The following is a 24,690-nucleotide window of genomic DNA, read 5'->3' on the forward strand; positions in this document are numbered from 1 at the left end:
GTCCTCCCTCAAAGCCACAAGGGCGGTGGTTACTGTGCACGGCACGCCACTAACCGATCTTGCTGATGCGGGCGATGGTGGACCACGTCTGCTGGGTGCCGCTGGTCTGGTAATACTTCAGGAACACCCGGCCCCCCGCAGTGGGGAAGTAGATCACCGGGGCGGCGATGACAAACTCACTCGCGGAGCTGTGGGGGTACTCCTGCCCGTAGACGGAGTTGCCGTTGGCGTCTTGGATGGTGCCCTTGGCAAAAGCCGCCACCGTGCCGGTGGTCAGCCTGACGTGGGCGGACATGCTGTACAGCCCCGGGGCGGTGAACTGGATGCAGTCCGCGACGGGGAAGGTCACAAACGCAGGGTCTGTGGAGTTGGTCTGGTTCAGGGTCAGCTGGCCGGAGCCCCACGCCTGGCTAGGCTGCACCAGGATGGACCCGGTGGCCTCCGCATAGATGAACTGCACCCACTTGCTGCCGTTCCACTTCTGCTCCGGCATGGTGGTGTCGTCCGTGACGATCACCTTGGTCCCCGGGGTCAGCAAGGCCGGGGGCAGCGCGTCCCGCTCCGCCGTGGAACCGACTTTGACGGTGACGTTGGTGGAGTCCGCCATCCGGGCCTGATGGGTGGCGAGGTCGTAGACCTCGTCGTTCGTGATGGTGATGATCTTGTTCGGCCGTGTCTGGGACATCAGGCGCTCCAATCCAGGATGAGTAGCCCGGACTCGGGCTGGGTTGATGGTCCGTTGAACCCGGCATAGGGGTCCCCCGCGATGGCGATACCGCCGCCGCCCTGCAACGCGGATGCGAAAGACAGGGGCAGTGCGTATTCCGTCAGTCCCTGCCCGGGTTGAACGGTGATGTCGAAGGGGCCAGCGACGCGGTTGACGTCATCCCCGGGCTTATTGGCGCTGGTGTGGGCGTAGACGTGCACGGTGACGGGCTGGTTGTTGTTGCCCACGGGCAGCCGGGCGCCGAGCGTGAAGCGGATCCCGGTGATTGTCTTGCCTGCCTGCTGAGCGGTGGACCCTGCGTAGAACCATGCGCCGTAGACCTGCCCGGCGCCGTAGGAGCCTTGGTAGACGCGGCCGCCGCCGCCGGCCCATTTTCCCCACCCGCCGGCCGGGTAGTAGGTGTCCGCAGTGGCAGCCTGGTACGGCGTTGAACCTGTCATCCCGGCGCCCGGCGGCGGGGCCACAGGTGGTGCCACCGGTGTTGGCGCGGCGGTCGTGGTGACCTTGCCGACGACGGACGGCACCGCTGCGTTCCACGAGAGGATCACCGGGTCGCCCACGACCGGGCTGTAGGAAGCGACGAACGTCGCCGTGTAAACGAGTCCATCCGAGCCCGTCACAGTGATCGTCGGCGAGGAAGCCGGCACGGTCTTCACGGTGCCCTGCCCGGGCCGGGGTTTGTCGGTGAGCCGGCACCGCACGAACGCGGCAGCCTGGCCCGCCCTGCTGCCGCTCAGCTCGACCAGCACCGGGTCACCCTCCACGACAACGAGCGGGTCCGCCCAGCGGGCCGGGAGCACGTTGCCGTTCACGTTGACCTGCAGAACCCCGCCGACAAGCACCATGACACCTTGATAGGTGGTGACGGTGCGTTGCGGTGCGAGCCCTTCAGCGCTGCGCAGTTCAGCCACGGTCGACTCCTGCCAGTGCTGTCTGGACATCCGTGTAGGAGCACTCCACCACGACGGTGCAGGGCCCCGGGACGGTGCCGTTGGATGGTTGATTGATGGCCTTCACCATCCCGGCAAGGGTGAATGCCTGGCCGTTGACGACCGGGTTGCCGACGTTGACCCAGTCGCCCTGCTGGACGTGGGGGATCGGCAGGCAGGTGACTTTCAGGTCCACGGTCAGCCCGGCCAGGTGGGTGTCCTTCATGGTCCGGGCGTAGTCGTACGCCTGGTCCCGGGTGCTGATCATGTTGGATTCGTAGAACGTCGGTACCCGCCCGTGCGGTCCGTAGACGCTCAGCGGGCCTGCGGTGATCTCGGCGATGGCGCGCACCGGAGTGTCAGTGCCGGTGCCGGTGACAACGAAGCGGTTGTAGAGCCCGTCATACTGCTGCTCCCGATCTACTTTCACCAGGAGCCCTTCCTCGCCGCCCTTCAAGGTGGCGACCGGAGCCTGCTTGGTGACCGGGTAGACCTCCAGCTGCCCCTCACCATTCATCCGGTAGTCGCACGCGATCGACTTGCACAGCGCCTGGATGGCGTCGAGCCGGTCCCGTTCGTAGATGAGGGTCTTGTTCACTGGCCGGTCGGTGACGCCGGCCGCCGCCACGACCGGGACGATGTCCCCGGCCAGGCGCCGGATTTCACCGACCACGGTCGGGTTAGCCCCCTGCGGTGACTCCGGGGCCAGAAGCTGGTCGGCCTTGATCATCACGGCAAGGTCGTTAGCCTGCACCCGGATCGTCGCGCCCCCGGAGACCAGTACGTCCTTCTTCCCGGCAGGGACCGGGGAATCAGGGTTGACCCGGCCCGCGTCGTCGATGCGGTAGGAGTGCCACCGCTCATCCGGTGAGGGGCGGGTGATCCGGTACCAGCCGAGGTTGATGGAGCCGGCGCCGCCAACGTTATAGCGGACCTGCAGGCGGCTGCCCCCCACTCCCAGTGGGTCCTCCAGCAACCATGGGGCGAGCTTGCCGTCTTTGTCCGCGACGGTAATGTCGAACGTCTGCACCTGCCTGGTGCGGTCCCAGCTGAACTGCCAGTCGGAAACAGGCAGCGCATCCGGGTAAGCCAGCCGGCCACCGTACCAGACATAGACGGTGATGCCTTCCCCGGAGCGGGAGCCCGTCAAGGCGTTTAGGCTATTGGCATCTATCTGGCGCAACGGGGCCCCCTCAAATCAGCGCGTTCGCGGTGCAGGTGAAGGACGGGCTCGTGCCACTAACGACGACTACGAGCCGCCAGTACGGTGCCTTGACCGGGAACCTTGCGATCACTGAGACAGGCGCCGTGGCCGTGCCGATGACGTCCCGCGGGATGCCGTCCGCCCACGTGACATTGTCGAAGCTCCACTGCAGGCGGAACTCGGCGCTGGGGTTGGTGCCAGACACCGCGCTGATGTCGATGCCGATGGACATCCAATCCAGCTGGCTGTTGACCACCCTGCCGGCGTCAGCCGTGGTTTTGGTGATGTTGAAGTTGGAGAACAGTGCCACTGCGGTTGCCATGTGAGGCCTTTCGTTAGACGCCCGAAGGGCTCTTCAATGTGTCGAGGTAGGTCTTCCCTGACAACGCGGTCTGCGCCTGCTGGTAGGTGCCCCAGAGCCCCTTGACGTCGCCGTAGGTCCACAACGGGACGAGGACGTTCATCGTGGGGGCCGCCACGAGGTCGCCCACCAACTGCCAGCGGATCAGGCTCCCGCCCCACGCCTCATCGACGGGCAGTTCCGTGGGCTTGCCCGCGGCGAGGTAGCACAGGCCAGGCAACGCTGCGGACCACCCTGGGAGTGGCCGCACGAGCACTAGCGGGGCCTGCTTGAGAAGGTTCCTCAGGTTGGCCGCGTGCTGCGCGGCGCGTGTGGACATCGACATATCGACGCCCGCTGCCGACATGCGCTGACCGAGCAACGCCACCGGGTCGGGGCTGCCCAGGACTTGCATGATGGACATGTCAGCTGCATACTCCAGCTGCTTGACGGCAGTGTCCCGAAGGTACGCCTGCCCGTCGGGGCCGAACTCACCAAAGACGGGCACTGAACTGCCGGGGACGAGCGGATCTTGGATGCAGCCGGAGACGCTGTCCACCCGGGTTGTCTGCTGGGGTGCCGCTACTTGGGCGTTGATCCCGGCAGTCACCTCGATCTCGTAGCTGACCAGCCGGCCTAGCGGCGCCTCGTAGTCGATGATTGCGTCAGCACTGACCATGGACCGCTTGCGGGCGCCTCGCACTGCTTGTCGCTTGCCGTCGGCCGTCCGCCAGATGGTTACGGTGTTGGCCGTCGGGGTGAGATCCGTTACGGTGATTTCCACCCGCGGGGTGGGGTCGAACGTGGGCTTAGCCACCAGCGCCAGGGCCGGGGTGTACAGCTTGGCGGTGCTGGTGCTGGCGTTGGTGGCGCCCGACCAGGCGTACATGGTCGATGCCGCGTTCACGAACGAGCCATCAAAGTACGGGCCAGCGGTTGCCGCCGTCTCAATGAGGACTGCTTCGCCGTCGAGCCAGTCGTTGACGGCCCAGTTCGTGCCGCCCGTGGTCGCAGAAACAGTCAGAACCACACGATCGCTCGCGGCCCCCGACGCCCCCGTCACAGACAGTCGTGTCCACGTATTCGCAGCAAGAACCACAGGAGCAGAGATAGCGTTGTTGACGTACACCATTCCCGAGGTGTAGTAGTCCGCAGTGAGCTTCAAGGTCTGCGCCTTGCTGCTGCGCGCCCATATTTGATGTGAATACAAGGTTGACGCGGCAAGCCCCGTCTGGGTGTACGTCAGACCTCCACTGACAGCCGTGGTGGCAACGGACCAGGTCACCCGCGGGTAGCCCGGGATGCCCTGGTAGCCCGCACCCCCGTTCCAGGCAAGGGCAGCCGTGCCGCCCGTGCCCGCCACCGCAGCGTAGTTAGCCGCTGTCGTCCCCGCGCTGGGGTTAGTGGCCAGGTTGGTTCTCGTTGTGATGCTCATACCGAGCTCCCCCTTGCTATGTCACGGCCGGCGGCGCCTACGGCGGCTCCGGCCTCCTGTCGGGCAACGGACTGCACCACGCCTCGTACCTGTTCCCCGGTAAAGGGGTTGGTCACCACGACCGTGAGGCCCTCGAGCGTCACCGTCGGGGAGATGCCGGTGTTGTTCACCAGTACCCGGGCTGCACTCATGCGGCCGATAGCACCGCCCTCAGCGAACCGTGGCACCTGCCCCGCCTGCAGCTGCGCCCGGAACCGGTAGACGGCCTGTTGGCCGCCCATCTTCTGCACGTCACCGGCATCGAACATGTGCTCACCGCTCGAGGCTGCGATCAGTACTTCATCGCTGGTGCTGGTGCCGGGTCCCACGATGGCGCCGCCGGAAGCGTAGGCTTCCCGCCGGCCGTCGTGGCTGGTGCCCTGCCCGCTGTTGGCCCCCGAGTCGGAGCGCACGGTCTCGATGAACGTTGTCTCGTGGTGGTTGACGTAGGTGTTGACCGTCTTGCCGTCGATCTCACCCAGCGCGGCCTTAGTGTTCTCTGCCATGGTTTTGGCAGCAGATGACATCCAGGACTCAATGCTGACCCCTGGTGGAACTTTCAGGATGTCGCGGGCAAGGTCGATGGCGGCCTGCCCCGTGATCCCGAACTGCCCGGCACCGGCTATCAGGTCGTTGTAGGTGTCGTTCAGGTTGCCCTGCAGGGCCTCCTGAGACTCGCCGTTCTTGGCGTTGGCCTGCACCACTGCCATTCCCGACCCGGCGATGGCGTCCAGGGCCGCCTGGTTGGCACGACCCTTTTCTGTGTGGATATCAAGGCTGGTGCCGTTCTTGGTGATGGACTCACTGACTGCGTCAATGGCTTCCTGGTAGTTACGGGCCGCGTCACGGGCCGACAAGTTCAGCAGGCCCGCGTTGAGCAGTGCGTCCGCGAACTTGACCAGGTCCCCGGCCGTGCCGTCCGCGTTGACCCCAATCTCGGCCAGCGCGTCGGAGAGTTCCTTGCTCATAGGTGCAGCCTTGCCGCTGGCGTCACCTGCGGCACCGATGCCCCCGGCCGCCTTGTCACCGCCTGCAGCGGCGGCCTCCATAGCAGCGGGGGTCTTACCCATCATCCAGTTCAGCAGCTCGGTGTCTGTGACGGTCTTCCCGGCCGCGTGGGCCACGGACAGCAGCGCATCCTTATACTGCGGGAAACGCTTGGCGGTGTCCTCGATCTCGACGCCCTGCGCCTTGGCGCTGTCCGCGATGGCCTTGAAGCCCTTGGCGGCCATCTCAGTGTGGCCGCTGCTGGCCGCCCCGGCGATGGCCTGGTCGGACTTCTTGACCGCGTCGGCGATCTTGGACATGCCGTTGTCAATACCCAGCACCGTTGCGCCGAAGCTGGCTGTGGCGTCATTGAAGTCCTGGTGTAGCAGGTGCTTCATAGCGTCACCAGCGTTGTTGATCTGGCCTACGAGCTTGTCCCCGGTGCCGAACTCGATCTTCTTGAAGACCTCATCCATGGAGCCGGACTGCTTACCCAGGCCGATCAGGCTGTTGGTGAACGCCTCAACGCCCTGGGTGGCGGGCTGCGTGGCGTTGTAGATGCCCTTGACTGCCTCGAACGCGATGACCGCGCCCAGGGCCACGCCTGCGCCCTTGGCGATGCCGCCGAACATGGCGGGGATGCGGCTGCCTGCGCTGTTCAGTGTGGCGAACGCTGCCCGCGTGGCGACGATCTTGGGGGTGAGCGTGAGCAGGGCCCCGCCCGCCAGAGCAGCCGCCCCGACCACCCCGGTGAGGATAACCACTGCGGACTGCACGGGGGCGGGCAGGCTGCCGAACGTCTGCGCCAGGCCGGACACCGACTCGGCCACACCCTGGACCACGGGCAGTATCGCGGCCCCAGCGTCGATAGCTGCGTCCTTGATGTTGTTCCAGGCGATCTTGACCTTGGACTCGGTGGTCTCGTACCGCTTGGTAGCTTCCGCCACCAGGGCGGTGTTCTCCTGCCAGGACGTGTTGCCAAGCTTCAGGCTGTCGCTGAGCAAGTCCCCGCTGGCGGCCAGGGACAGCATGACCTGGGTTTCCTCAGTGCCTTTGAGCCCCATATCTTTCATGGTCTGGACGACGTTGCCGCCCTCGTTCTTGACCCGGTTCAGGCCCTTGTCCACCATGTCCAGCGCCGCCACAGGGGAGTCCGCAAACTTCTTAGCAAACTCGTCGGCGCTGACGCCGGCCGTCTTGGCGAACGCGGCCAGCTTGGGGCCGCCCTCCTGGATGGCGGAGTACATCTTGAGCAGCACGCGGGTGGTGACGCCACCACCCAATTCCGCCTTGACGCCCATGGACGCCAGCGTGTTGGACAGCGCCAGGACCTCGACCTCGCTGGCGCCTACCGTGGCGCCTGCGCCAGCGATTCGCTGGGCCATGCTGAGAATCTCAGCTTCCGTGCTGGCGCCGGCGTTACCAAGGGCCACGAGGGTAGCGCCGAAGCGCTCGACGCCGACGCTGCCCTCACGCTTCATGGTGCCCATCACGTTGCTGATCTGGGCGATGTTGGTGGCTGCTTCTTCCGCGGTGAGGTTGGTGCTTACGCCCAGGTCGATCATGGTCTTGGTGAAGCCCACCACGTCTTTTCGGGCGACACCCAGTTGCCCGGCCGCCTCGGCCACGCCAGCGATCTCGGTGTGGGTGCTGGGCAGGGTCTTGGCCAAGCCCCGCAGGCTCGACTCCAGGTCCCGCATCTCGTCCGGGGTGCCGTTTACCGTCTTGGTGACTCCAGCCCAGGCGGACTCCCAGTCCATAGCAGCCTTGGCACTGGCACCCAGTGCCGCCATGGATACCGTGCCGAACGCCATCATGGTCTTGCCGGCTTTGTCCATGGCGTCGGCGTTGTCGGAGATGGACCTGCGGCTGTTGACGGCCTGGCGGGCTACGTTGTCGGTAGCCTGTGCCGCACGGCCCATCCCAGCGATGTAGCTGGCAACTTCCGCCTCTAGGCGGACAATAACGGAACGTGCGGCCAAGGGTGCCTCCTAGGGCTTGAGCGGCTTACTAGCGGGGCGGGTGTACTCGGTGTAGACCTTCTCGCCAGGCTTCGGCACGTAAGGGTCTTTCCCGTTGCCGGCGGTGGCGCGCTCGCGGGCGGCGCAGCTGTGGCACTGGCGCTTGTGCGCGTCGTACCAGCCGTCGTTTTGGTCGTGGTGGGCGAGGATCACCGGCTGCCCGCAGCCGCACAGGCCGTCCTCGTAGATGGTGAGCGCCAGCGCCAGCACGTAGTCGCGCTCCTGCCAGTCGCCCCGGTTGCGGCTGAACCAGTGCGACGGGGGCTTACCCGCCGCCCTTGCCGTGCGCAGAACCCGTATTACTCCTGGCCAGGTTCCGAGCCAGAGCGCTTGTGCAAAAAATCGGCGTCCACAGATGGCAGCGCGTTCTGCGCTTGCTGCCGGGCCGCGAGCACTAAGCCCACCTGCGTCTGCCCGACGGAGTCAACCAAAGCCTTGACCTTGGCTGTGGTGAACGTGGCGGGGGTGCGGTGGCCGCCGGCGGGCTTCACGGCGACGATTGCGGCCGCCAGCAGGGCGTAGCCGAATTCGGCGTTCTGTTCGACCAGGGTCAGGTCCTTGGTGGCTGCGTCGACCTCGGCCCGCAGGCTGCGCAGCTTGTCGTCCGTGAGGGCCTGTACGTACACCGTCAGCGCGGACTTGCTGAAGGCGTCCAGAAGGGTTGCGTACTCCGCTTCCAGCGGGGTGACCTCCTGTTCGGCGGCCGCCCGCTCACCGCCGGCCGCCCGCTCTTCCAGCTCGATGCGCCGCTTTAGGTCGGTCAGTTCCGCCACCACGTCCGGTCGCTTGTACACCGTGGCGGATTCCTCGGGCAGATGGGCGTCCTGCAACCACCCTTCGACGTCGAAGGCGGCCGGGTCGGCAGTGGGGTGAAGTTCTTCGGTCATGACAGGCTCCTAGAGTCCGTGGTTTTCGGGGGCGGACAGCATAGGCACGGTCACGAGGTGCTTCTTCCAGCCGCAGAGTTCGCCGTTGCTGTCGTGGACGGGCAGTTTGAACCCATCCAGGCTCCGTACGTACTCCACGAGGGTGATCTGGTCGTCCTCAACAAGAACCTCCTGCGCGGCAGGAACGCCGCTCGGGTCAATGCCGTTCGCCTCCAGCCATGCCATGCATTGCGGGTCCGGGAGGTTGGGCTTATCTAGATTTATGCGTCGGGACATAGGGTTTCAGGCTCCTAAGTTTGGGTGGGTGCAGGCTCGGGGGTATGAAGGTGGCGGGCCGGAGCCTGAGAACGGCCCGCCACCTGGTTCACTACACGCGGTTGATAGCCGCGACCGTCACCGACGCCGTAGCGGAGAACGCCACGTTGGCTAGCCCACCGGGCTGCCGATAGTCCGCCAGGATGGGAATCCAGCGTTCAGCCGCAGCGGGAACTGCGTACACCTTGTCGGGGTACGCGTCACCTGTCGGCAGGTTTCCGGGGGTGTCCAGGGTTACGTTGATGGAAGCTGCGCTGCCGTTCTTGACGATCAGCAACATACCCATTTCCACCGTCTCGGTAGCCGCCGGGGTTGCATAGCTGGGGCCCACGCCGTCAAGGCGGGGCACCTGCTGTGTTGCAATAGCCATTCGAGCCTCCTCTTAGGCGGTGACCAGCACTTCGCTGATCATGTTCTGCGGAAGGAACTCGATGCGGCGCTTGAGGTTGCCGTCGTTGTTCACCCGCATCGGAGCGTCGGAAACAACCTCACCACCAAGGTGAATTTCGTCACCCACAGCCCAGGCTGCGGTGGAGAGCTTGTCCGTCTCGCGCAGGTAAATCCAGACCGTGGTGCCCTTTGTCTTGACCGCTTGGTATCCTGCGTCCAGCCCGGTGCCGTCGATGCCGCCCCCGACCAAGTACTCGCGCAGGAACGTGAGCGCCGTGTCGTAGTTGGATGCGCCGAGCGCCTGGCTGTTGCCCGTGGTGCAGGCGGGCTTCTCGCCGAAGCGGTCGCTGGCCGTGTTGGTCCAGTTGGCGTCCGAGTCCAGCACGGCGCAGGAGATGTCCTTGCCTGCGTTCAGCTCGGCGGCCGTCGGCTTGAGCGCCGCAGGCTTGGTGAGCAACAGAGTGAATTTCTTCTTGCCGTCAGCTGCTACTTTCATTAGCTAGCCTCCTCGTTTTCTCCGGCTGCGCCGGTTCGCTTGCTTGTCTTGGGGGCGGCCGCAGCCGGTTCCTCCACCTGTTCGACGGTCGGGTTGACCGCTGCAGGCTCCCGCACCGTGCTGGTGCCGGAAGTGTCAGCGGGCTCTTTCACCCGGTCCGAAGGGGGAAGCTTGAACCCGAGAGCCGGGTTGTCCAGGTAGTGTGCCGGGACTAGGCGCTTGTTTCCGCCCGGGTCCACGGCCATGATGAAGTCGTTCTCAGCCATGAGGTGTCTCCTAGTTGGTGATGAGCCGCCACTGCCGGGGCAGCATGAAGCGGGACGGGGTGGTTTGGGTGTCGAGGATGGGGGCTTGCTGGTTGAACCCGTCAGGGTTGCGGCGCACCCGGCCAGTCCCCATGGCGAGGTTGGTGAGGACGGCGGCCACTGCCTGGTCCACTGCCCGACAGATGCCCGGGGTGGCGCCGACGGCGGTGGTTTGGAAGTCCCAGATGATGGTGTCCCAGGTTTGACGGCCGTCGGCGGGAAGCTCGCCGGGTTCGTCACCGGTCCCGGCCCAGAGGACGACGTACGGGTCGATGAACCCGCCGGTCTCCGGGACCTTCACCGGCACGAACCCGTCGTACCCGGTGATGCCCGGGACGGCAGCCAGGGCGGCCATGATGTCGGCGGCGCACTGTACGGGGTCAGCCATTCAGGCCCTCCAATCCGAGCTGCTGCATGGCCTGTGTGAACGCCGGCTCATGCGTGTCCGCTGCCGGGCCCATGAACGGTTGCGGGGCCATGCGGGACGTCCCCTGCTCGACGAACACGCCATAGTTGGCGGTCGGGCCGATCTCAATAGCCAGAGTCCCGGAGCGGCCCACAGAGCGGGCGTCACTGTGCCCAATCGAGCCCTTCAAGTTGCCCGTGTCCACCGGGACGAGGTTCTTCGCGGTCCGTTCGATGTCGTACGCGGTCTTCCGGACCACGACCTGCGCCCGCGCCTCCGTGGTGGCGGCCGCCTTCGCGATGTCGGCGGAAAGTTTGCGGAGCGCCTCCGCGCCGTCACCCATCAGACCGGGTTCTGCTGGGTCAGGTTGTCCGTGCAGAGCAGGTCGATCTCCCACAGGAGGGAACCGAACAGGACCTGCTGGACCCGGAACTCGCGGCCCGCCACCCGGACCAGGTCGCCACGTTCCCCGGTCTGCAGTTTCGGGACGCCGATCTTCGTGGTGAGCAAGTACTGGCGCTCGCGGGTGGGCTGCTCGCCGGGGGTGCCGCCGCCTTCACGGTTCAGCTGCTGCACCCGGAAGAGGGCCTCATGGAGTAGCGTCTCCCCGGTCCAGCCCTCGGGCTTGGGGTATGGGGGCGGACCGGCCGTGATCCGGTAAATGCCGCCCTGCTCCGTCATCGTCGCCTCAGCGACCGGCCGGTGATGCCCGGCCCACCCATCGGGGATGACCTTCGCGTTGGGGAGTCCTACCACCGGTACTCGGCCCCCTCCGGTTTCGGGTCGAACAAGGGCACGACTTCGAAGAACGAACCAGCCGCGGCGTCCTCGTCGTCAGCCTCCGCCTTGTACGTGGCCGCCAAGGCCCGGAGTTCCGCAGCGACCGCGGGACCGTCCGTGGACAGGTCCTGGGTGCGGATCTTCTTCCCAAGGAGGACCTCGGAGGTGGCGATCGTGATCAGCGCCCGGTACGTGGCACGGTTCACCGATCCGCCGTACTGGGCCAGCCAGGCACTGAGCTGGTCATCAGTGAACAGCTGCTCAGCAGCGATGTCCGTGATGTTGAGGCGGACAATTTCGACGTCGGTGAGTTCGGCCATGATCCGCCTCCTGTGTGAAGTTGTGGGTGGTGCCGGGGTGGGGTTGATTTGCCCTATTTGTCACCCCGGCGCCACGGGTGGCGGTGTTTAGCCGCCGTTGGACGCGTAAACGCCCGTGGTGAAGCCCTTGTCGATGCCGAAGAAGTTTCGGCCACGGAACCAGATGGTGTCGTCGTTGAACGAACCCTCTTCGATGGAGACGGGTCCGCCGTTGACGTTGTCGCCCTGGTCCCGCTTCACGCGGATGTCGACGTTGCCGTCGTGGCCTTCGAGGCCGGTGTCAATAATCGACGGCAGGGTGGTGTCCTTGCCCTGGATCAGCGCCCACGCCTTGCCCTGGTTCGCTCCCAGCTCTTTGCCGACACGGCGCGACACGAGCAGAGTGACGACCCCGCGGAACGGGTTGGCGATCTCCGTCTTGGTGACCTTCGAACCGTTGGTCACCTCCATGACGATCTTGTCCGCGTTCAGGATCCGGTTCGCCTCCGACTGCAGGCCGGGGCCGACCATGAGGACCAGGTTGGACGTGTCCACGAGGTCACCGCGGTGGTCTTCACGGGTTGCGAGGTCCTTCAGGGCAGCGTCCAGGGCCTCAGGGGAGAGGGCCACGTTCGCGACCGTGCCGAAGAACGCCGGGTCCCAGGCGCCGGCCTCGACGAGGAGCTGCGCTACGGCGCTGTTCTTCGCCTTGACCGCACCCGAACCGAGCAGGTTCGGGAAGTTCGCGAGGTCGGAGAACACGCGGCGCATGCGCAGTTCGAACGTCAGCCCGTAGGACTTGCCGTACTTAGCGGTGCCGTGGTCGAGGTCGGTCTCGTTGAGCGTGCCGCCCTTGTACTCCTCGCCCTGACGGACTCGCTCGAATTCGTCACCGGACCACAGGTCGATGAGCTTGTGCCGCTCAAAGTCGGGGGCCGTGGTGTGCGTGAGGACCGGGGCGAACTCGTCGACGGCCGCCTTCTGCGCGGCCACGGCCTTCTTGGTGAAGGCGGCGCCCAGCAGGATGGGGAAGTCGGAGGTGGAGAACGCTTCCGCGACCTCCGCCTGGGCGAGGGGGCCGCCGGAGCGGCCCTGACCGAAGAACTTGGCGGCCTCGAAGACCCGCTCGTCGCGGGTCGGGGCTTTCCGCCACCCCTTGTTTTCGAAAAGGTCCATTGTCATTCTCCTTACGCCAGGGCGGCGGTGTTGGTGATCTTGCCGAACGGTGCGACCTCGACGACGCCGGACCCGGCGGCCTTGGAGGCGTTGGCCACACCGAACGGGTAGTTCCCGGTGGCGGTGGCGGTGAGGGTGTTGTCGCCCTTGATGTAGACGATCCCGGCCTCGGACACTGCGCCGGCGACGGTGACGTCGTAGGAGCCGTCCAGCCAGACGGTGACCTTTTCACCGGCGGCGGCCTTGGTCTGGGCGACGCCGACGTACTGGCCGATCTTGACCGGGGAGCCGGATTCGATCGCCTTGTCAGCGGTGAGTGCGATGTGGCGGTTGTGGGTGTAGCGCTGGTTCTTTGCCATGCTTGTCTGCCCCCTTAGAGCGCGTTGACGACGTCGTCGTCAGAGATGGTTTTGGACTCGGTCACGGGTTCGCCGAGGCCGCGGACGGCGCCGGCGCCTGAGGCGACCTGCAGTTCGGCGATGGACTCAGCCACGTCGGTCTTGAGCTCTTCGGCGTTGAGGACGCCGTTCTCCTTGACCGGGTAGCCCTTGGACAGCCGTGCGGCGGTCTTGGGGGCGCTGATCCCGGCGGCGGTGAATGCTGCTTCCACGACGGCGGCGGCTGCCTCGTCGTTGGCCTCTGTCAGCCCAGCTTCGGCCGCGGTGGCACGTCCGGTGGCGGTGGTGACTTCTGCTTCCAGCGCGGTGGTCCGGCTGGACTGTGCGATGAGGTCAGCGTGAATGCTTTCCTCGATCTGAATGGTGGCCACGGTCGGCTCCTTTTCATTTTCGGTAACCCCAGCCGGAGCGGATGGGGAATCTTTGGCGGCCTCAGCCGCGGGTGTTTCGATCGGCTCGTAGTTGGTGACGCGGCGGACCTCGATCAGGTCACCGGTCAGATCCGCAACTGCGCCGTTCATCGTGTAGCCCTGCTGCCAGGTCTTGGAGGCGTCGGCGGACTCCTGCTCGAACCAGACGTTCGTCTCGTCGTAGTCGAGGACCCATACCCACATGCCGTCGTCCTGGTAGGCGTCACGGACGGCGGTGCTGATCGCTGCGCGGGTTTCGTTCGCGGTGGCCTCTACGGCGCGCCCGGCAATGGATTCGAGGACTTTCTCGACCTTTCCTCCGCGGCCGGCGACGGTGACAAAATCGACCCGGTTCAGGGCGTCGGGGTAAAGCTTCTCGACGATGGTTCCCTTCCGGCCCTCGGCCTCGCCGATGGTGACTTCGGCGCCGGCCGCGATGGAAGTACCGATGTACTCGGCGAACTCCGTGATTACATCCCGGTACTGCGAGCCGAGCATCGCCTCAGCGACAAGGCGTTCCCCGTCCCACACGGCGTCCTCCGTGAGGACGGCGGCCAGCGTCTTCACTGATCCAGCGGGCTGTTCGTGGCGTTCCCGGCTCGACATGTGGTCGATGTGCATCTGGGTGCCTTTGGCGAAGACCTTGTCCGCGGCGGCCTGCTCGAGCAGGGCGGGGGAGTAGTAGCCGGACGAGCCCCAGCCGGGGGTGATGAGCTGGATGAGCAGCTTGCCGGGGCCTGCAGCGGTGCTGAGTGTTCCGGCCTCGTGAATGAGCTTGGCCATTGATGGTCTCCTTAGGTGCGTGGGGGCCAGGACCAGTGGCCGGGCTTCGGTGTCTCGCTGAAGGGGAGGAACGGGTACCCTGCCGCCGTACCGGAGGGAAGGAATACCGAAGCACTGATGCCGCCGTCCGGTACGTGGCTGCCGCGCCGGTGCACTGCCGTGATGATCGCCGCCCACGGGCCGTTCGCGCAGTCCGGCAGCGACTGGGCCGGGTAGAAATGCACGATCCGTCCGATGCTGGGCGTCTGGGACATGTGGCTCCTAGAATGGCGGTGTGGGCCTAGACGACCGGAACGAGAGCGCTGGCGTGCCCGGGGAGTGTCCCGGGCACGAGTGGAAGGTCCATGGGGTTTACCTGCGCTCGACCGGTGGCTCCATGTCCGTGGCCTGCAAATGGTGCGGGGCTGTGCAGTACGAGTCGTCCCTGAGCGACGGGACCTAGCCCGCTTTCGCGAGGAGGTCCTTCACCGGGACGACCACGTGGGAGTCGCGCCACCCGTCGGTTTGTTTGACCGCGGTCAGGTCTGACCAGGACACCTTCCCCGACTGGAGCAACTCCAGTCGTTGGGCGCCCATGATGTCCCGCTGCGTGGCCCGCGTCAGCTCGTTGAACACGGTCTCCGCATCCTTCGTCGCCGAAGGGGGCTCCTCGATGTCGATGCCGAGGTCCTTCCACGACTTGGTTACGGTGACGCGGGCGCAACGGCCGTTCTGGTGGTCGTTCGGCCCGTCTTCGTCTAGCGGGTGCCGGGTGCCGTGCTTCGCCCAGCATGACGGACATGTGCGGGGGCCAAGGTCGGCGTGCCATTCCCACTCTTGGAGGATGGTCTTGTTGGCCTGCTCTGATGCTTTGGTGGCTGCCCGGTGAGCGTCGAGGGTCTCGGTGCGGGAGATGGTGAGGGCCCGGGTGAGACCGCCGTTGAAGCGTGACTCGGTTTGTTGGAGCATCCTGGCCGCGGTCCGGCGGGGGTTGTCCCCGACGGCGATGCCGCGGATGAGCTCCCGCTTCATGACCCGCTCCACGTCGGCCGGGAGGGGCCGGGTGGCGGAGTGGATCTGCTGGGCGGTGCGCTCCACGATGGCAGCAAGCGCGTCCGGGGACATCCGGGTGAACGAGGCACCCGCGCTGCCCGGGTTCGGCGGCAGTTGCGAGTTGATGAGAGCGGCGTGCCCGTCGAGTGCGTCGAGGACAGCCTGGCCGACGTCGTTCGTGATCGTCGCTTCGGTGGTTTTGGCCAGTTCGTCGAGCATGGTCCGGGACTGCTGCAAGGCGTCCCGCAACCGGATGTTCTTGGCGGCCGTCGCCCGGGACACCTTCCCGTCCACGGCGCCGGCGAGCAGCTCGACCAGGGCCAGTTCGAAGTCGGCCCGGAGGACATCCCACGCCTCAGTCCACGCCCGGACCAGCGCCACGGTTTGGGCGTCGGTCATGCGGGCCAGGTCGGCGCGGAGGCGGTCCACAATGCGCAGGGTGTCGGCCGTGACCGCCATGCTGCCTCCTTACCTGTAGAGCGGGGTTACTTCCTCGTGGCACCAGCGGCACCGCCAGGTCCGGGACCATGGCCACCACTTGCCCTTATGCCCAAGCAAACGGCAGATCACTTGAGTGCAGCTGCAGGGTCTTGACCGTTGCGGAACGCGGTGGCTGCGACGTCGCCCGCTGTCGTGTCCGTCGGGATGAGGTTCCCGTCGGCGTCGGTGATCTTGTCGATCAGCTCGTCCACGTCCCGGATCCGCAACGCCTGCAGCGCAAGCTTGATCAGGGGCAGCTTCGGCATGTCCGGCAGGCCGTCTGCCGCGACGATCGCGTCGATGAGGACCTTCACGTCGACCTCGTCCAGCGAAGGCCAGACGACCTCGACGGTTGCTGTGGCCGGGTCGTTGAACGCGACGGTGAGCCGGTCCTCGTCCCTGACGACCTTGCCGAACCGCCGGAGCGGGCCCTGGGGTGCGATGACGGCCTGTTCGATGGCGTACCCAATGGAATCCCGGTACACCTCCGTGTGGAGTTCCTGCCGGGCCTGCATGATCAGCCTGGTCGGCAGGTCAAGCGTCTCAGCTGTCGCCCTCGCACCGGTCTGGCCCGGGTCGGCGAGGATGATGGTGACCGGGACGCCCATGGCGGACGCCGCCATCGTCGCCAGCGGCCGGGACGACTCAGAGTCGATGGTGGCGCCTGACTTCGGGACGGCCTCCAGCTTCTGATCATCCGACATGGACACCGTGGAACCGGCCGGCATCCCGCCGAGTGACTGGATCTGCGCCCGCTTCGCCTGCGCGGCGCCGGTCGACTTCGACGACGTCGTGAATGCGATCTTCGCGAGGGCCTTCATCAGGAGCGCCCAGTCTTCGAGGAAGCCCTTGTGCGACAGAGCCCACGGGATCGCCGCGTAGGAGTCACCTATGCCGAACTTCCACCCGTTGCCGGCGTTGACCTTCACATGCCGAACCGGGGCATCCCAGATGACGGGTGTCCCGTCGATGCGGATCGTCTTCATGCGCGGCTGGTACTTCAGCGCCGGGTAGTAGGCCTTCATCTGAACGTCTTTACCGTCCGCACCCACCTCCGCCCACTGGCGCAGGTAGAACCACGGGGTGGCCTTGTCACCGGGTGCAGTGATGACGTCCTTGACCTCATCGAACGGGATGGAGCGGACCTTCACCCGTCCTGTGAGCGGGTTTGTGAAGTGGGCGAGGAAGAAGTTGCCCTCATCGAACAGGCACCCCTCGTACTGCTGCCGGGCCTGCGCCCCGTAGAACGCTTCCCGGTTGCCCTCGTCATCGACAAACGCTTGGAGGACGTCGTTCACGTCCTGGTCGCGGGCGCCGATCGTGACGCCTTGGCCCCACACGTAGGCGTGCCGGATTTCCCGGCCCCGCTTGATGATGGGGTTCGCGATACCGAAGATCCGGCCCATCTCGGCGGCCTTGTTCAAGCCCTCACGGGTGAACTCCTGCGCGTACTGCTCCGACATGCGCATCCACCCCGCGTTTTCGCGGGAAAGTTCCAGCTGGGCGAGGGATTCCTCCAGCCGGTACTGCAGGGTGGCGACCTGGCCCTCAACGACCTTGCCTTCGGACGCGTTTGCGGCTTCTTGAAGGCCGAGCAGCTGACGGAGCATGCCCACAGTGGCCCCCTAGACCGGGCTGATTGACCAGCCCTGTTCGTTGTAGACGTCGTACACGTCGGGTTCGATGATGTTGCCCTGGTTCAGGATGGGCATGAGCAGCAGACGGTTGATCGCCTGAGAGAAGGCGTCCAACTGGTCGTCGTTCGCCCCGGAGGGGAAGGACAAGGCCTCTTGAAGGAACGTCTCCACCCATGGTGCGAGCCTCGTGGACGGCAGTTGCACGTTCCCGGACCACGCCAGGGGCGAAACGGCGCTGACGCGGGCGTATTTGCTGCCCTCCGGCTCAATCGGAATCAATCCGGCCACGGTAGAGCTGAGCGCGTTCATCACCGCGGGCCCGTTGGCTTTGTCCTCCACAAATTTGGCCACGGCTTGCGGCCACTTCGCGGACATCGCCTTGATCGCCTCGCACGTCTCGTTGAAGTTCATGCGCCGGCGGACCTGGTCCAGCAGGTAAGCGGTGTTGCCGACCCGCAACCACACCTGCCCAACCACGTAGTCGGACGTGTCACCGCCCTTGAACGTGAGGTCCCAGGACTGGACGAGCTCGTGGTCGTCGCGGCCGATACCGGGGACGGTGTGCGCCCCGGCGTGGTCGACAAGCCAAAGCGGCTGGTCGTAGTGCGTCCAGGTTGTGGGGAGGACCCCGCCTTCGTCGAGGCTGGGGTTGCCTTGGTAGAGGGACTGCCACACTTTGGGACCGACAGCGACCTTGATCTGCTCCCACTGCTTAGCGGTGCGTTTCCGGGACGATTCGAGCCATTCCCCTGGTTTCCGGCCGAGTGGGTCGTTCTCCTCAGCGGCGGCGGGGATGTTGAGGACCGTCCAACGGTGCGCGTCCTCGGCGGCGAGGAGACGCCCGGCGAGGTCATCAGCATGCCAGCGGGTGAGGACGAGAATCACGGGGGCGCCGGGTGCGAGACGGGTGTTGCCGACGGACTGCCAGAAACCCCACGCCTGATCCCGGTACGTCTTGGAGTTCGCTTGCTCGAGGTTGCTGATCGGGTCGTCGATGAACAGCGCGTCAACGGGCCGGCCGGTCAGGCCACCGCGGATACCCACCGCACGGACACCGCCGCGTGCGCCTTCGAGCTGCCAGCGCCGCGCTGCCCCGTTGTCCTTCGCGACGCGGAGGCCGAGGTCGAGGGTTTCATCGTCGCCGGTGTTGGAGGAGATGTGGTTGCGGATATTCCGGCCGAACTCGTCGGCCAGATCTTGTGCGTAGGAGACGATGGCTATGCGCCGGTTCTTGTTCCGGGTGAGGAACCACAGCGGACCGATCGTCGTGACCCGGGTCGACTTACCCTCCTGCGGGGGCAAGTTGATTATGAGCCGGTCAATCTCCCCGGACTCAACCTTCACTAAGTACTCGTCGATGAGATCCAGTGCCGGTGTCTGCACCGTTGAGGGCTCAATCGCCTTCGCCAGGTCGCCGGGTGTCGCCCAGTCGTGCCGCATCGGTTCGAACATGCGGGCAGCTGCTTCCCACATGTCGACGGTCACGGCAGGCCTCCCGAAGCAAAAGTGTCGGTGCTCACGTCTAGGCTGTGGTCCAGTACGTCGGCGCTGGGCCGCACGTCTAGAGAAAGGGAATCATCATGGCTGTATCTTCCGAGATCCGTGAGGCTGACAAGGTCGCCCGTATCGCGCTCCTGAACCAGATCGCCGAGTTCACACCGCAGGCTAACCTTGCGGGCGTGGTCGAGTTGGCGAAGGCCTACAACTTTGTCACCGCGAACGATGCCCCGCAGGAAGCCTCGAAGGTGCGGACGGCTCAGGTCTTCTGATCCTTGGTGCCAGGCCCCGCCACGTGTGCACTGTGGCGGGGTCCGGCGTTTCGGCGGTCTCACCCAGCCGCCGCGCTGGGGTGGGTGGACGGCTCCCGCATCTGCCCGCTCATCGCAATGGTTGGCCGGGGTGGGGAGCTGTCAGTGGACTGGCGACGGGTCGAACATCGCACCGGGCCTGCCGCGGACGGCCGTCCTCAGTCCTGCCGGGTGGAAGGGTCCGGCGGTCTTACTCATGGGAGCGGCACTGGGGCCGCCGTGGGCTGGCAGGAATCGAACCTGCGGACGGGAAACGCCCTGACCGTTCAGCCCTCCCGTCGCCCCTGAGGTCTCATGGCAGGGGAGCGGGCTATTCAGTTGTGGTCTGCGGGTTTGGGCAGGACCGTCCATTGCAGGCGCCAGAAAGGTTACGCCCGGCCGGCCTTCACCTTGTGTACGCGTCCAGTGTTGACCCGCACCGCATGACAAAGCCCGCCACAGCTGGGGGAGTGACGGCTTTTGACTGGTCGCATCTCAAGGACACGTATCGCAGTATGGGTTCAACCTACGTGACAAGTCTACGAATTGCAAGCGCCTATGCGGCGAGTTCAAGTTGTTTCTTGTTCGACGGATTCCCGTACGCCGAGGCCTGCATCCGGGCCCACAGATTCCGGACCTTCCGGACCTGGTAGGTGGGGCGCCCGTTCGCGTTGGCCCCAATGGGGGTGAGCTTCCCGCGCCGCACCCACTGCCGGATCCGGTCCTGGGGGAGCGCTTCACCGGTAACGGGGTCGGAGATCATGCGGGACAGTTCGGCGGGTGTGCCGTGGTGGATGCCGGCGGCGCTGATCGCCCGGCCCCGCCACTCGGTCACATCCCATTCGGACCGGCACTTCTGGCAGCGGGCTACGGGCCGGCCGGGGGCGGTGAAGACGGCGGCCCCGCATTCGGCCCCGCCGGTCTCGGTGGGGCACATGCCTGCGAACACCCGTTCGGCGCCCCGGTCGGTGACCCGGCGGGCGGCGTTGAGGGCGTCCCGCAGCTCGTGGAGCAAGTCGCCGGCCCAGTCCCGCCGCCGGATCTGCTTGACCTGGTTCAGTAGGCGCTCCGCGACCTGGGGCGGGGTGAAGTGTGGGCTGACGACGGCGAGCTGTTCCGCCCAGCCGCGGAGGACGGCTGCGAGCTGGTCCCCGTCTTCGATTGCGTCGAAGTTACACGGGGCTGCCGGGGCTGAGTGCCCGCTAGAACCGATGGATGCTGCGCCTTTGTCGAGGCGGGCCGCGGTGACCATGAGGTTCGCCCACACGTCGCGGACATCGCGGAGGAGTGCTTCGAGCCGGGTGGTGCAGTTGTGGCAGAGGGTCACCCCTTGCGCGTTGGTTGGGTGTTCCGCGCCCGTGCATTGCACCTGTTCGACCACTTAGCTCCCCCTCCGAGACCCCTGCTTATCACTCGTTATTGTACCAAGTTCTACGCGTTTCCACTGGCAAGAGCACGCAGTTCCCGGGGGACGATGACGGGTACCAGCTCCTGCTGTTCGGGGGTGAGGCCAAGGGCGCCCAGGATCCGCCGGATCGCGTCCGCAACGAGGAGGCCCTGGGACTCGGCCAGCTTGACCTTCCGCTCCTCAATGCCGGCACGGAGGGCGAGGGAGCACACCTTGGCGAGGTGCTCACGCTCCTTCAGGTACAGCTGGTACCAGACGGAGGCGTCTGCCTTCTCAGTGGTCTTGTCGATCGGGCCCTCCGGCCCGATGCCCACCTCCGTGGAGGCACGGCCCCACACCAGGTCGTCATCCTGGAGCTCCTGCACTTTGTCCCGCAACCAGGCAACATGCCCGGCCGTCCAGTGGATCTCATCCAGCAGCGCTTTGCCGGGATCGACGTCGATGGGCAGGCCCAACGTGCGCACCGCCTTGGTCATGGTTTCGCGGGCCGCAGCCTCAGCCACCCGCCGCTCGGCAGCGGCCTTCACCTGCGGCGCCTTCCCACCGTGCCGCCAGCAACGCTTCGCACCCTCCGCCGGGGCGTTCGCACACGTCTTGCCAGCCTGCTTGCCCCGGAGCTTAGCCCCACACTTATCGGTCACTGCTACCAACTTTCTCGGAGCTACGACGGGCTATGCCTGTAGCTTTGATGCCTTGCCAGCAGTGAAAACGCCGGGTCAGTGGAAGGCGGGCCGGGTCCAGTGCCTTGGCCGTGTGGTCGAGGATTCTCATCAATCGGTCATACTCCTCGTGGCGTGGCGGGGTGAGGCGCATGGTGAACAGATCCGCTTCTATTTGCGCTGATAATGCCAGATTGACGTACCTCGACTTGAGGCCGGAGTGTTTCAGGCTGTCTGCTGCATCAAATTTCTCCGAAAGCTCAAAGAAGGGTGCGCTATGTTCTGCGTGGTGGTAGACGTCGTTGAGCTTGAAGAGCTTAGTTGTGGTCAGGACGAGCTGAAAATGCATTGCACGTATGTCATCGGCGATTCCAGATGCGACCTTCGAACGATCCAGCAGTGTCTGCTTCCTGGCTTCAAGGGTCGGCGCGAAGACGTACTGCGCAATGACAGTCGTGAAGAAGGCAACGACGACGGCCGTGCCGGATGTCCACAGGGTCTGGTCATTCATTCGCTCGGCCCTGTCCCTGAGCCCGCACCGCTCGGTAGCAGGAGTCATCGAGATATTGATCAGGTCGCACGTCTATTGGCCTCTTCGTAGTTCGTTCAGTGCCTTGACGATCTCGCGCATCTTCTTCAGCTCTTCGGTTGGCTCATTGAGGTTCACGCCGGCTGCTGCTTCGGGTGTCAGGCCGAGAGTCGCAGGATCATGGTGGAACGTTTCGGTGTAAGTGCGAGAATCGGGGCCCGAGTAGGTAACCGTCATGTCGACGGGGATGTCGAATCCGGTTGCTCCCGATGAGCCTTGCGCGTCCCTTTTGCCGAGTGACCAGTATGTGCGGATGCTCGTGTCTGGTGGGAGGATCTGGGGGTGCTCGAACATTTTGCGGAGCGCTGTGGTCACTGCGTCCCTCCTCCGGCCAACCGGACACCTGAACGGTGAGGTTCTTGGCGGAGGAGCGGCCCGAGTTGCGAACGATGAGGTCCCATGCGGCGTCCCCCCCAATGCTGGGAACGATTCTGGCGTACACGTAGGGACGCGTTTGCTCGATGCTGTCTAGCTCCATCTGGCGGTTGGCCGCTTTGCTCTGCTCGAGCGTGGCTTTGGCGACTCGCCAGGCAAGATAAGCGCCCACCACGAGCAGAAGGGATAAGACAGCCGTCGCGAGGGCGGAGTATGCGGAGACCCAGGCGGCGTCAGCTGCAGATTGGGCGGCCTCGGCGGCGCGGCGGGCAATCTCATCGTCGTTCATGTGCTCATCCTGTCAGAGGTGATGATAGTTGATTATCGCTTCTCAGCCGTTTTCGGATCGTAAGGGCTACCATTTCGCATGCACATCACTCCTGATTTAGCGGCCCTAGTCGCCCAGGTTTATCCAGCACTCATGCTCGCCATCCTCATCGAGGGGCGGCTGCCGATCGTGTCACCCTCGACGCGAAGGTTCTTCTCTTTCGTGCATCACGTACGGTTTGCGGCCGTCAGTGGTGGCACCACGTCGACGTTCCTATGCCTTTACGTATTTGGGGTGCAGGCGCCGAACCCAGGCACGGACGTCATCGTCTCTATCACTGCCGTGGCATTGTTCTTCACCCTCGTGTTCATGACCGGGACAATCTTGGAACGGCAGCGATCAGAGGCCTTCGTGAGGTTCCCGGGCGAAGAAGAAGCCGCCAAGGGACGCTGAGTCCTCAGCGGAGCTCACCATCGCAGTCTCCGTTGTCACGGCCCGTGAGGATGCCCTTGATCTTGCCGTAGTCGAAGATACCAGCGCCCCAGTCGACTTCCATTGCGTGTAGGGCTTGGACGTTCCGGCGCTCCGCCTCACACTCCGGCACGTCAGGGATTGGGGTCACGGAGGTCACGGCCCCGCCGTGACCTCCGGCGTAAGCTGCATCATTGAGTCGCGGGACATCATGTAGTCTCCTTGATCTGGCTCGATAGAACTTTTCTGGGGGGGCAATGAATTCCGCACGACGGCTGCTGGTGCTGATCGACGGCTGGAGGACGAGCACGGCGAGCACTTCGGTTGCGCGACGAGGCGACGGCAACCCGGCATCCATGCAGTTCTGGGCCGAGCACCGACTCGCCATGCAATTGATGGATGACGTTGAATCGGCACTGAACGCGTTGGCGACGACCGGGACTGACATGTCCGCCTATCGTTCCGCGGTTCCAGCCTGGTATTCGGCCATCTTCTCGATGCCGTTGCCCTGGCACACACAGGGCACGAACCCGCGAGAGCTCATATCCGAAGACAAACTGAACATGCTTGGTGCACTCGCCAGCCTCCTCGATGTCGTCAACTGGGAGCCTGCCTGGCCAGGTGAAGAGGCCGACATCTTCGAGACGCTTACTCATGCGGAGCAGCTTCTTCGTGACGACCTTTCCATAGCTGATGCTACGAAGCGGTATCTTCTCGGCCTGATTGAGGAACTCAGGTATGCCGTGCAAAACATGGACGAGAACGGAAACGCACCGGCCCGAAAAGTTTCCATGGAGCTCGTCGGTGCCATGACCACGTTGGCGGTTACAACGCCCAATCCGAACGACCGAAAGAAGTGGTTTACCGTGGCGATGAAGATAGCGAAGCTTGTGGGGGTCTCCGCCGTAACGAAAGTCGTTGAGGGCGGTATAGATGAAATTATCAGAATGCTCGAGGCCTAAAGTGGTCTGATAATGACTGCGGGGGGATCGTTCCGGGGGCGCGAGTCGCTTCATCCTGAGTGGGATCTGATGTACCGGAAGGGCCTCACCGTGGCCCGGATCGCGGACCTGTGTTCCGTGGTCCGGCAAACGGTGGGCTGGCACATCCGGGCGCAGCGGGCGCTCCACCCGGACATGGAGGCGGAGCACCTGGCGAACCGGCCGGCGCAGAGGCCGCGGCCGCCGAGCGGCGCCTGGCTGGCGAACCTCCGTGCGGTGGCCGAGTACTGGCAGGCGCATGAAAGGTACCCTACGACGGCCGACCACGATGGTGTCGCCCGAGGGCTTGGCCAGTGGCTTATGGTGCAAAGGGCTCGTCTCCGGGCCGGCACCCTTCCGGAGGATCGGCAACAGCTTATGTCTGTCCTGCCCGGCTGGGCCGATAACCAGCGGGCTCGACTCGCCGGTGAACGCTGGAAGGCCCGACTTGGGCAGCTGATCGCCTTCCGAGCCGCTGAGGGGCGGTGGCCCACCTTCCGCGCTGCCAAAGATGAGCAAGAGCGTGTGCTGGGGGTGTGGCTTCATGCTCAGCGGCAGGCCTACGGCACAGGGCGGCTGACGGCTGAGCAGCTTGGCCTTCTGGACGAAGTGGTCCCCGGCTGGAACGCGTGGCGGGTGAAGCACCTCGCCAAGCGCACTTCCGGAAGGTAGCCGGT

At 65.3% G+C, this 24,690-nt stretch carries 31 protein-coding genes; 4 read left to right on the forward strand and 27 right to left on the reverse strand.

The window, feature by feature from the left end:
* Positions 1-49 precede the first annotated feature (49 nt).
* From QFZ61_RS10325 to terL, 23 genes are all read right to left on the reverse strand, one after another.
* Positions 50-685 (reverse strand): hypothetical protein, encoded by a 636-nt coding sequence (locus tag QFZ61_RS10325; RefSeq protein ID WP_307035723.1) that lies wholly within the window; start codon positions 683-685, stop codon positions 50-52.
* On the reverse strand, positions 685-1,638 hold the full coding sequence (locus QFZ61_RS10330) for a hypothetical protein (RefSeq protein WP_307035725.1): 954 nt from the start codon (positions 1,636-1,638) through the stop codon (positions 685-687). The genes QFZ61_RS10325 and QFZ61_RS10330 overlap by 1 nt, the downstream gene beginning before the upstream one ends.
* On the reverse strand, positions 1,631-2,806 hold the full coding sequence (locus QFZ61_RS10335) for a hypothetical protein (protein WP_307035727.1): 1,176 nt from the start codon (positions 2,804-2,806) through the stop codon (positions 1,631-1,633). The genes QFZ61_RS10330 and QFZ61_RS10335 overlap by 8 nt, the downstream gene beginning before the upstream one ends.
* A 43-nt stretch (positions 2,807-2,849) precedes the next feature.
* Positions 2,850-3,182: a hypothetical protein gene (locus QFZ61_RS10340; protein ID WP_307035729.1), complete on the reverse strand. Its 333-nt coding sequence runs from the start codon at positions 3,180-3,182 to the stop codon at positions 2,850-2,852.
* 13 nt (positions 3,183-3,195) lie between these two features.
* Positions 3,196-4,635, reverse strand: a complete 1,440-nt coding sequence (locus QFZ61_RS10345; protein ID WP_307035731.1) for a hypothetical protein — start codon at positions 4,633-4,635, stop codon at positions 3,196-3,198.
* The gene (locus tag QFZ61_RS10350; RefSeq protein WP_307035733.1) at positions 4,632-7,643 is read right to left on the reverse strand and encodes a phage tail tape measure protein; all 3,012 of its coding nucleotides are present in this window, start codon (positions 7,641-7,643) and stop codon (positions 4,632-4,634) included. The genes QFZ61_RS10345 and QFZ61_RS10350 overlap by 4 nt, the downstream gene beginning before the upstream one ends.
* A 9-nt stretch (positions 7,644-7,652) precedes the next feature.
* Positions 7,653-7,892 carry a hypothetical protein gene (locus QFZ61_RS10355; protein ID WP_307035735.1) on the reverse strand — a complete coding sequence of 80 codons (240 nt, stop codon included), beginning with the start codon at positions 7,890-7,892 and terminating at the stop codon, positions 7,653-7,655.
* 89 nt (positions 7,893-7,981) lie between these two features.
* Entirely contained in the window at positions 7,982-8,569 is a 588-nt protein-coding gene (locus tag QFZ61_RS10360; protein ID WP_307035737.1) for a hypothetical protein, read from the reverse strand.
* 9 nt (positions 8,570-8,578) lie between these two features.
* Positions 8,579-8,845, reverse strand: coding sequence for a hypothetical protein (locus QFZ61_RS10365; RefSeq protein ID WP_307035740.1), 267 nt, complete (start codon positions 8,843-8,845; stop codon positions 8,579-8,581).
* 91 nt (positions 8,846-8,936) lie between these two features.
* On the reverse strand, positions 8,937-9,254 hold the full coding sequence (locus QFZ61_RS10370; protein ID WP_307035741.1) for a hypothetical protein: 318 nt from the start codon (positions 9,252-9,254) through the stop codon (positions 8,937-8,939).
* Between the two features lie 12 nt (positions 9,255-9,266).
* Positions 9,267-9,770, reverse strand: a complete 504-nt coding sequence (locus QFZ61_RS10375) for a hypothetical protein (RefSeq protein WP_307035742.1) — start codon at positions 9,768-9,770, stop codon at positions 9,267-9,269.
* Positions 9,770-10,036 (reverse strand): hypothetical protein, encoded by a 267-nt coding sequence (locus QFZ61_RS10380; protein ID WP_307035744.1) that lies wholly within the window; start codon positions 10,034-10,036, stop codon positions 9,770-9,772. Before QFZ61_RS10380 ends, QFZ61_RS10375 begins: the two co-directional genes overlap by 1 nt.
* A gap of 10 nt (positions 10,037-10,046) precedes the next feature.
* Positions 10,047-10,463, reverse strand: coding sequence for a hypothetical protein (locus QFZ61_RS10385; RefSeq protein WP_307035746.1), 417 nt, complete (start codon positions 10,461-10,463; stop codon positions 10,047-10,049).
* Positions 10,456-10,824 (reverse strand): HK97-gp10 family putative phage morphogenesis protein, encoded by a 369-nt coding sequence (locus QFZ61_RS10390; RefSeq protein ID WP_307035748.1) that lies wholly within the window; start codon positions 10,822-10,824, stop codon positions 10,456-10,458. The genes QFZ61_RS10385 and QFZ61_RS10390 overlap by 8 nt, the downstream gene beginning before the upstream one ends.
* On the reverse strand, positions 10,824-11,237 hold the full coding sequence (locus QFZ61_RS10395) for a DUF6093 family protein (protein ID WP_307035750.1): 414 nt from the start codon (positions 11,235-11,237) through the stop codon (positions 10,824-10,826). Before QFZ61_RS10395 ends, QFZ61_RS10390 begins: the two co-directional genes overlap by 1 nt.
* Positions 11,231-11,581, reverse strand: coding sequence for a hypothetical protein (locus QFZ61_RS10400; protein ID WP_307035752.1), 351 nt, complete (start codon positions 11,579-11,581; stop codon positions 11,231-11,233). The genes QFZ61_RS10395 and QFZ61_RS10400 overlap by 7 nt, the downstream gene beginning before the upstream one ends.
* Positions 11,582-11,668: 87 nt before the next feature.
* Positions 11,669-12,736 (reverse strand): hypothetical protein, encoded by a 1,068-nt coding sequence (locus tag QFZ61_RS10405; protein WP_307035754.1) that lies wholly within the window; start codon positions 12,734-12,736, stop codon positions 11,669-11,671.
* A gap of 11 nt (positions 12,737-12,747) precedes the next feature.
* The gene (locus QFZ61_RS10410; RefSeq protein WP_307035756.1) at positions 12,748-13,095 is read right to left on the reverse strand and encodes a DUF2190 family protein; all 348 of its coding nucleotides are present in this window, start codon (positions 13,093-13,095) and stop codon (positions 12,748-12,750) included.
* Positions 13,096-13,109: 14 nt separating this feature from the next.
* A complete protein-coding gene (locus tag QFZ61_RS10415) occupies positions 13,110-14,327 on the reverse strand; it encodes a hypothetical protein (protein ID WP_307035758.1) in 1,218 nt (405 codons plus the stop codon).
* Positions 14,328-14,338: 11 nt separating this feature from the next.
* Complete coding sequence (locus QFZ61_RS10420) at positions 14,339-14,581, reverse strand: hypothetical protein (RefSeq protein ID WP_307035760.1); 243 nt, start codon at positions 14,579-14,581, stop codon at positions 14,339-14,341.
* A 184-nt stretch (positions 14,582-14,765) separates the two neighbouring features.
* Entirely contained in the window at positions 14,766-15,818 is a 1,053-nt protein-coding gene (locus tag QFZ61_RS10425) for a phage minor head protein (protein WP_307035762.1), read from the reverse strand.
* A 107-nt stretch (positions 15,819-15,925) separates the two neighbouring features.
* The gene (locus QFZ61_RS10430) at positions 15,926-17,455 is read right to left on the reverse strand and encodes a hypothetical protein (RefSeq protein ID WP_307035763.1); all 1,530 of its coding nucleotides are present in this window, start codon (positions 17,453-17,455) and stop codon (positions 15,926-15,928) included.
* 9 nt (positions 17,456-17,464) lie between these two features.
* Entirely contained in the window at positions 17,465-18,961 is a 1,497-nt protein-coding gene (gene terL, locus QFZ61_RS10435; protein ID WP_307035765.1) for a phage terminase large subunit, read from the reverse strand.
* A gap of 95 nt (positions 18,962-19,056) precedes the next feature.
* On the opposite strand from terL, the gene QFZ61_RS10440 reads away from it, so the two are divergent.
* Positions 19,057-19,245, forward strand: a complete 189-nt coding sequence (locus QFZ61_RS10440) for a hypothetical protein (protein ID WP_307035767.1) — start codon at positions 19,057-19,059, stop codon at positions 19,243-19,245.
* Positions 19,246-19,819: 574 nt separating this feature from the next.
* On the opposite strand, the gene QFZ61_RS10445 is transcribed toward QFZ61_RS10440, so the two are convergent.
* The 4 genes from QFZ61_RS10445 to QFZ61_RS10460 all read right to left on the reverse strand — a co-directional run bounded on the left by QFZ61_RS10445 (position 19,820) and on the right by QFZ61_RS10460 (position 22,234).
* Positions 19,820-20,590: a hypothetical protein gene (locus tag QFZ61_RS10445; protein WP_307035769.1), complete on the reverse strand. Its 771-nt coding sequence runs from the start codon at positions 20,588-20,590 to the stop codon at positions 19,820-19,822.
* Positions 20,591-20,694: 104 nt separating this feature from the next.
* Positions 20,695-21,198 (reverse strand): hypothetical protein, encoded by a 504-nt coding sequence (locus tag QFZ61_RS10450; RefSeq protein WP_307035771.1) that lies wholly within the window; start codon positions 21,196-21,198, stop codon positions 20,695-20,697.
* 103 nt (positions 21,199-21,301) lie between these two features.
* Positions 21,302-21,841: a hypothetical protein gene (locus QFZ61_RS10455; protein ID WP_307035773.1), complete on the reverse strand. Its 540-nt coding sequence runs from the start codon at positions 21,839-21,841 to the stop codon at positions 21,302-21,304.
* A 72-nt stretch (positions 21,842-21,913) separates the two neighbouring features.
* A complete protein-coding gene (locus QFZ61_RS10460; RefSeq protein ID WP_307035775.1) occupies positions 21,914-22,234 on the reverse strand; it encodes a hypothetical protein in 321 nt (106 codons plus the stop codon).
* 481 nt (positions 22,235-22,715) lie between these two features.
* Between QFZ61_RS10460 and QFZ61_RS10465 the strand changes: the two genes are divergently transcribed.
* The 3 genes from QFZ61_RS10465 (at position 22,716) to QFZ61_RS10475 (ending at position 24,685) form a co-directional block, all read left to right on the forward strand.
* On the forward strand, positions 22,716-23,015 hold the full coding sequence (locus QFZ61_RS10465) for a hypothetical protein (protein WP_307035777.1): 300 nt from the start codon (positions 22,716-22,718) through the stop codon (positions 23,013-23,015).
* Positions 23,016-23,290: 275 nt separating this feature from the next.
* The gene (locus QFZ61_RS10470; protein WP_307035779.1) at positions 23,291-23,995 is read left to right on the forward strand and encodes a hypothetical protein; all 705 of its coding nucleotides are present in this window, start codon (positions 23,291-23,293) and stop codon (positions 23,993-23,995) included.
* A 12-nt stretch (positions 23,996-24,007) separates the two neighbouring features.
* Positions 24,008-24,685 (forward strand): helicase associated domain-containing protein, encoded by a 678-nt coding sequence (locus QFZ61_RS10475; RefSeq protein ID WP_307035781.1) that lies wholly within the window; start codon positions 24,008-24,010, stop codon positions 24,683-24,685.
* Positions 24,686-24,690: the final 5 nt, after the last annotated feature.

The organism is Arthrobacter sp. B3I4, assembly GCF_030816855.1.
Classification (GTDB): domain Bacteria; phylum Actinomycetota; class Actinomycetes; order Actinomycetales; family Micrococcaceae; genus Arthrobacter.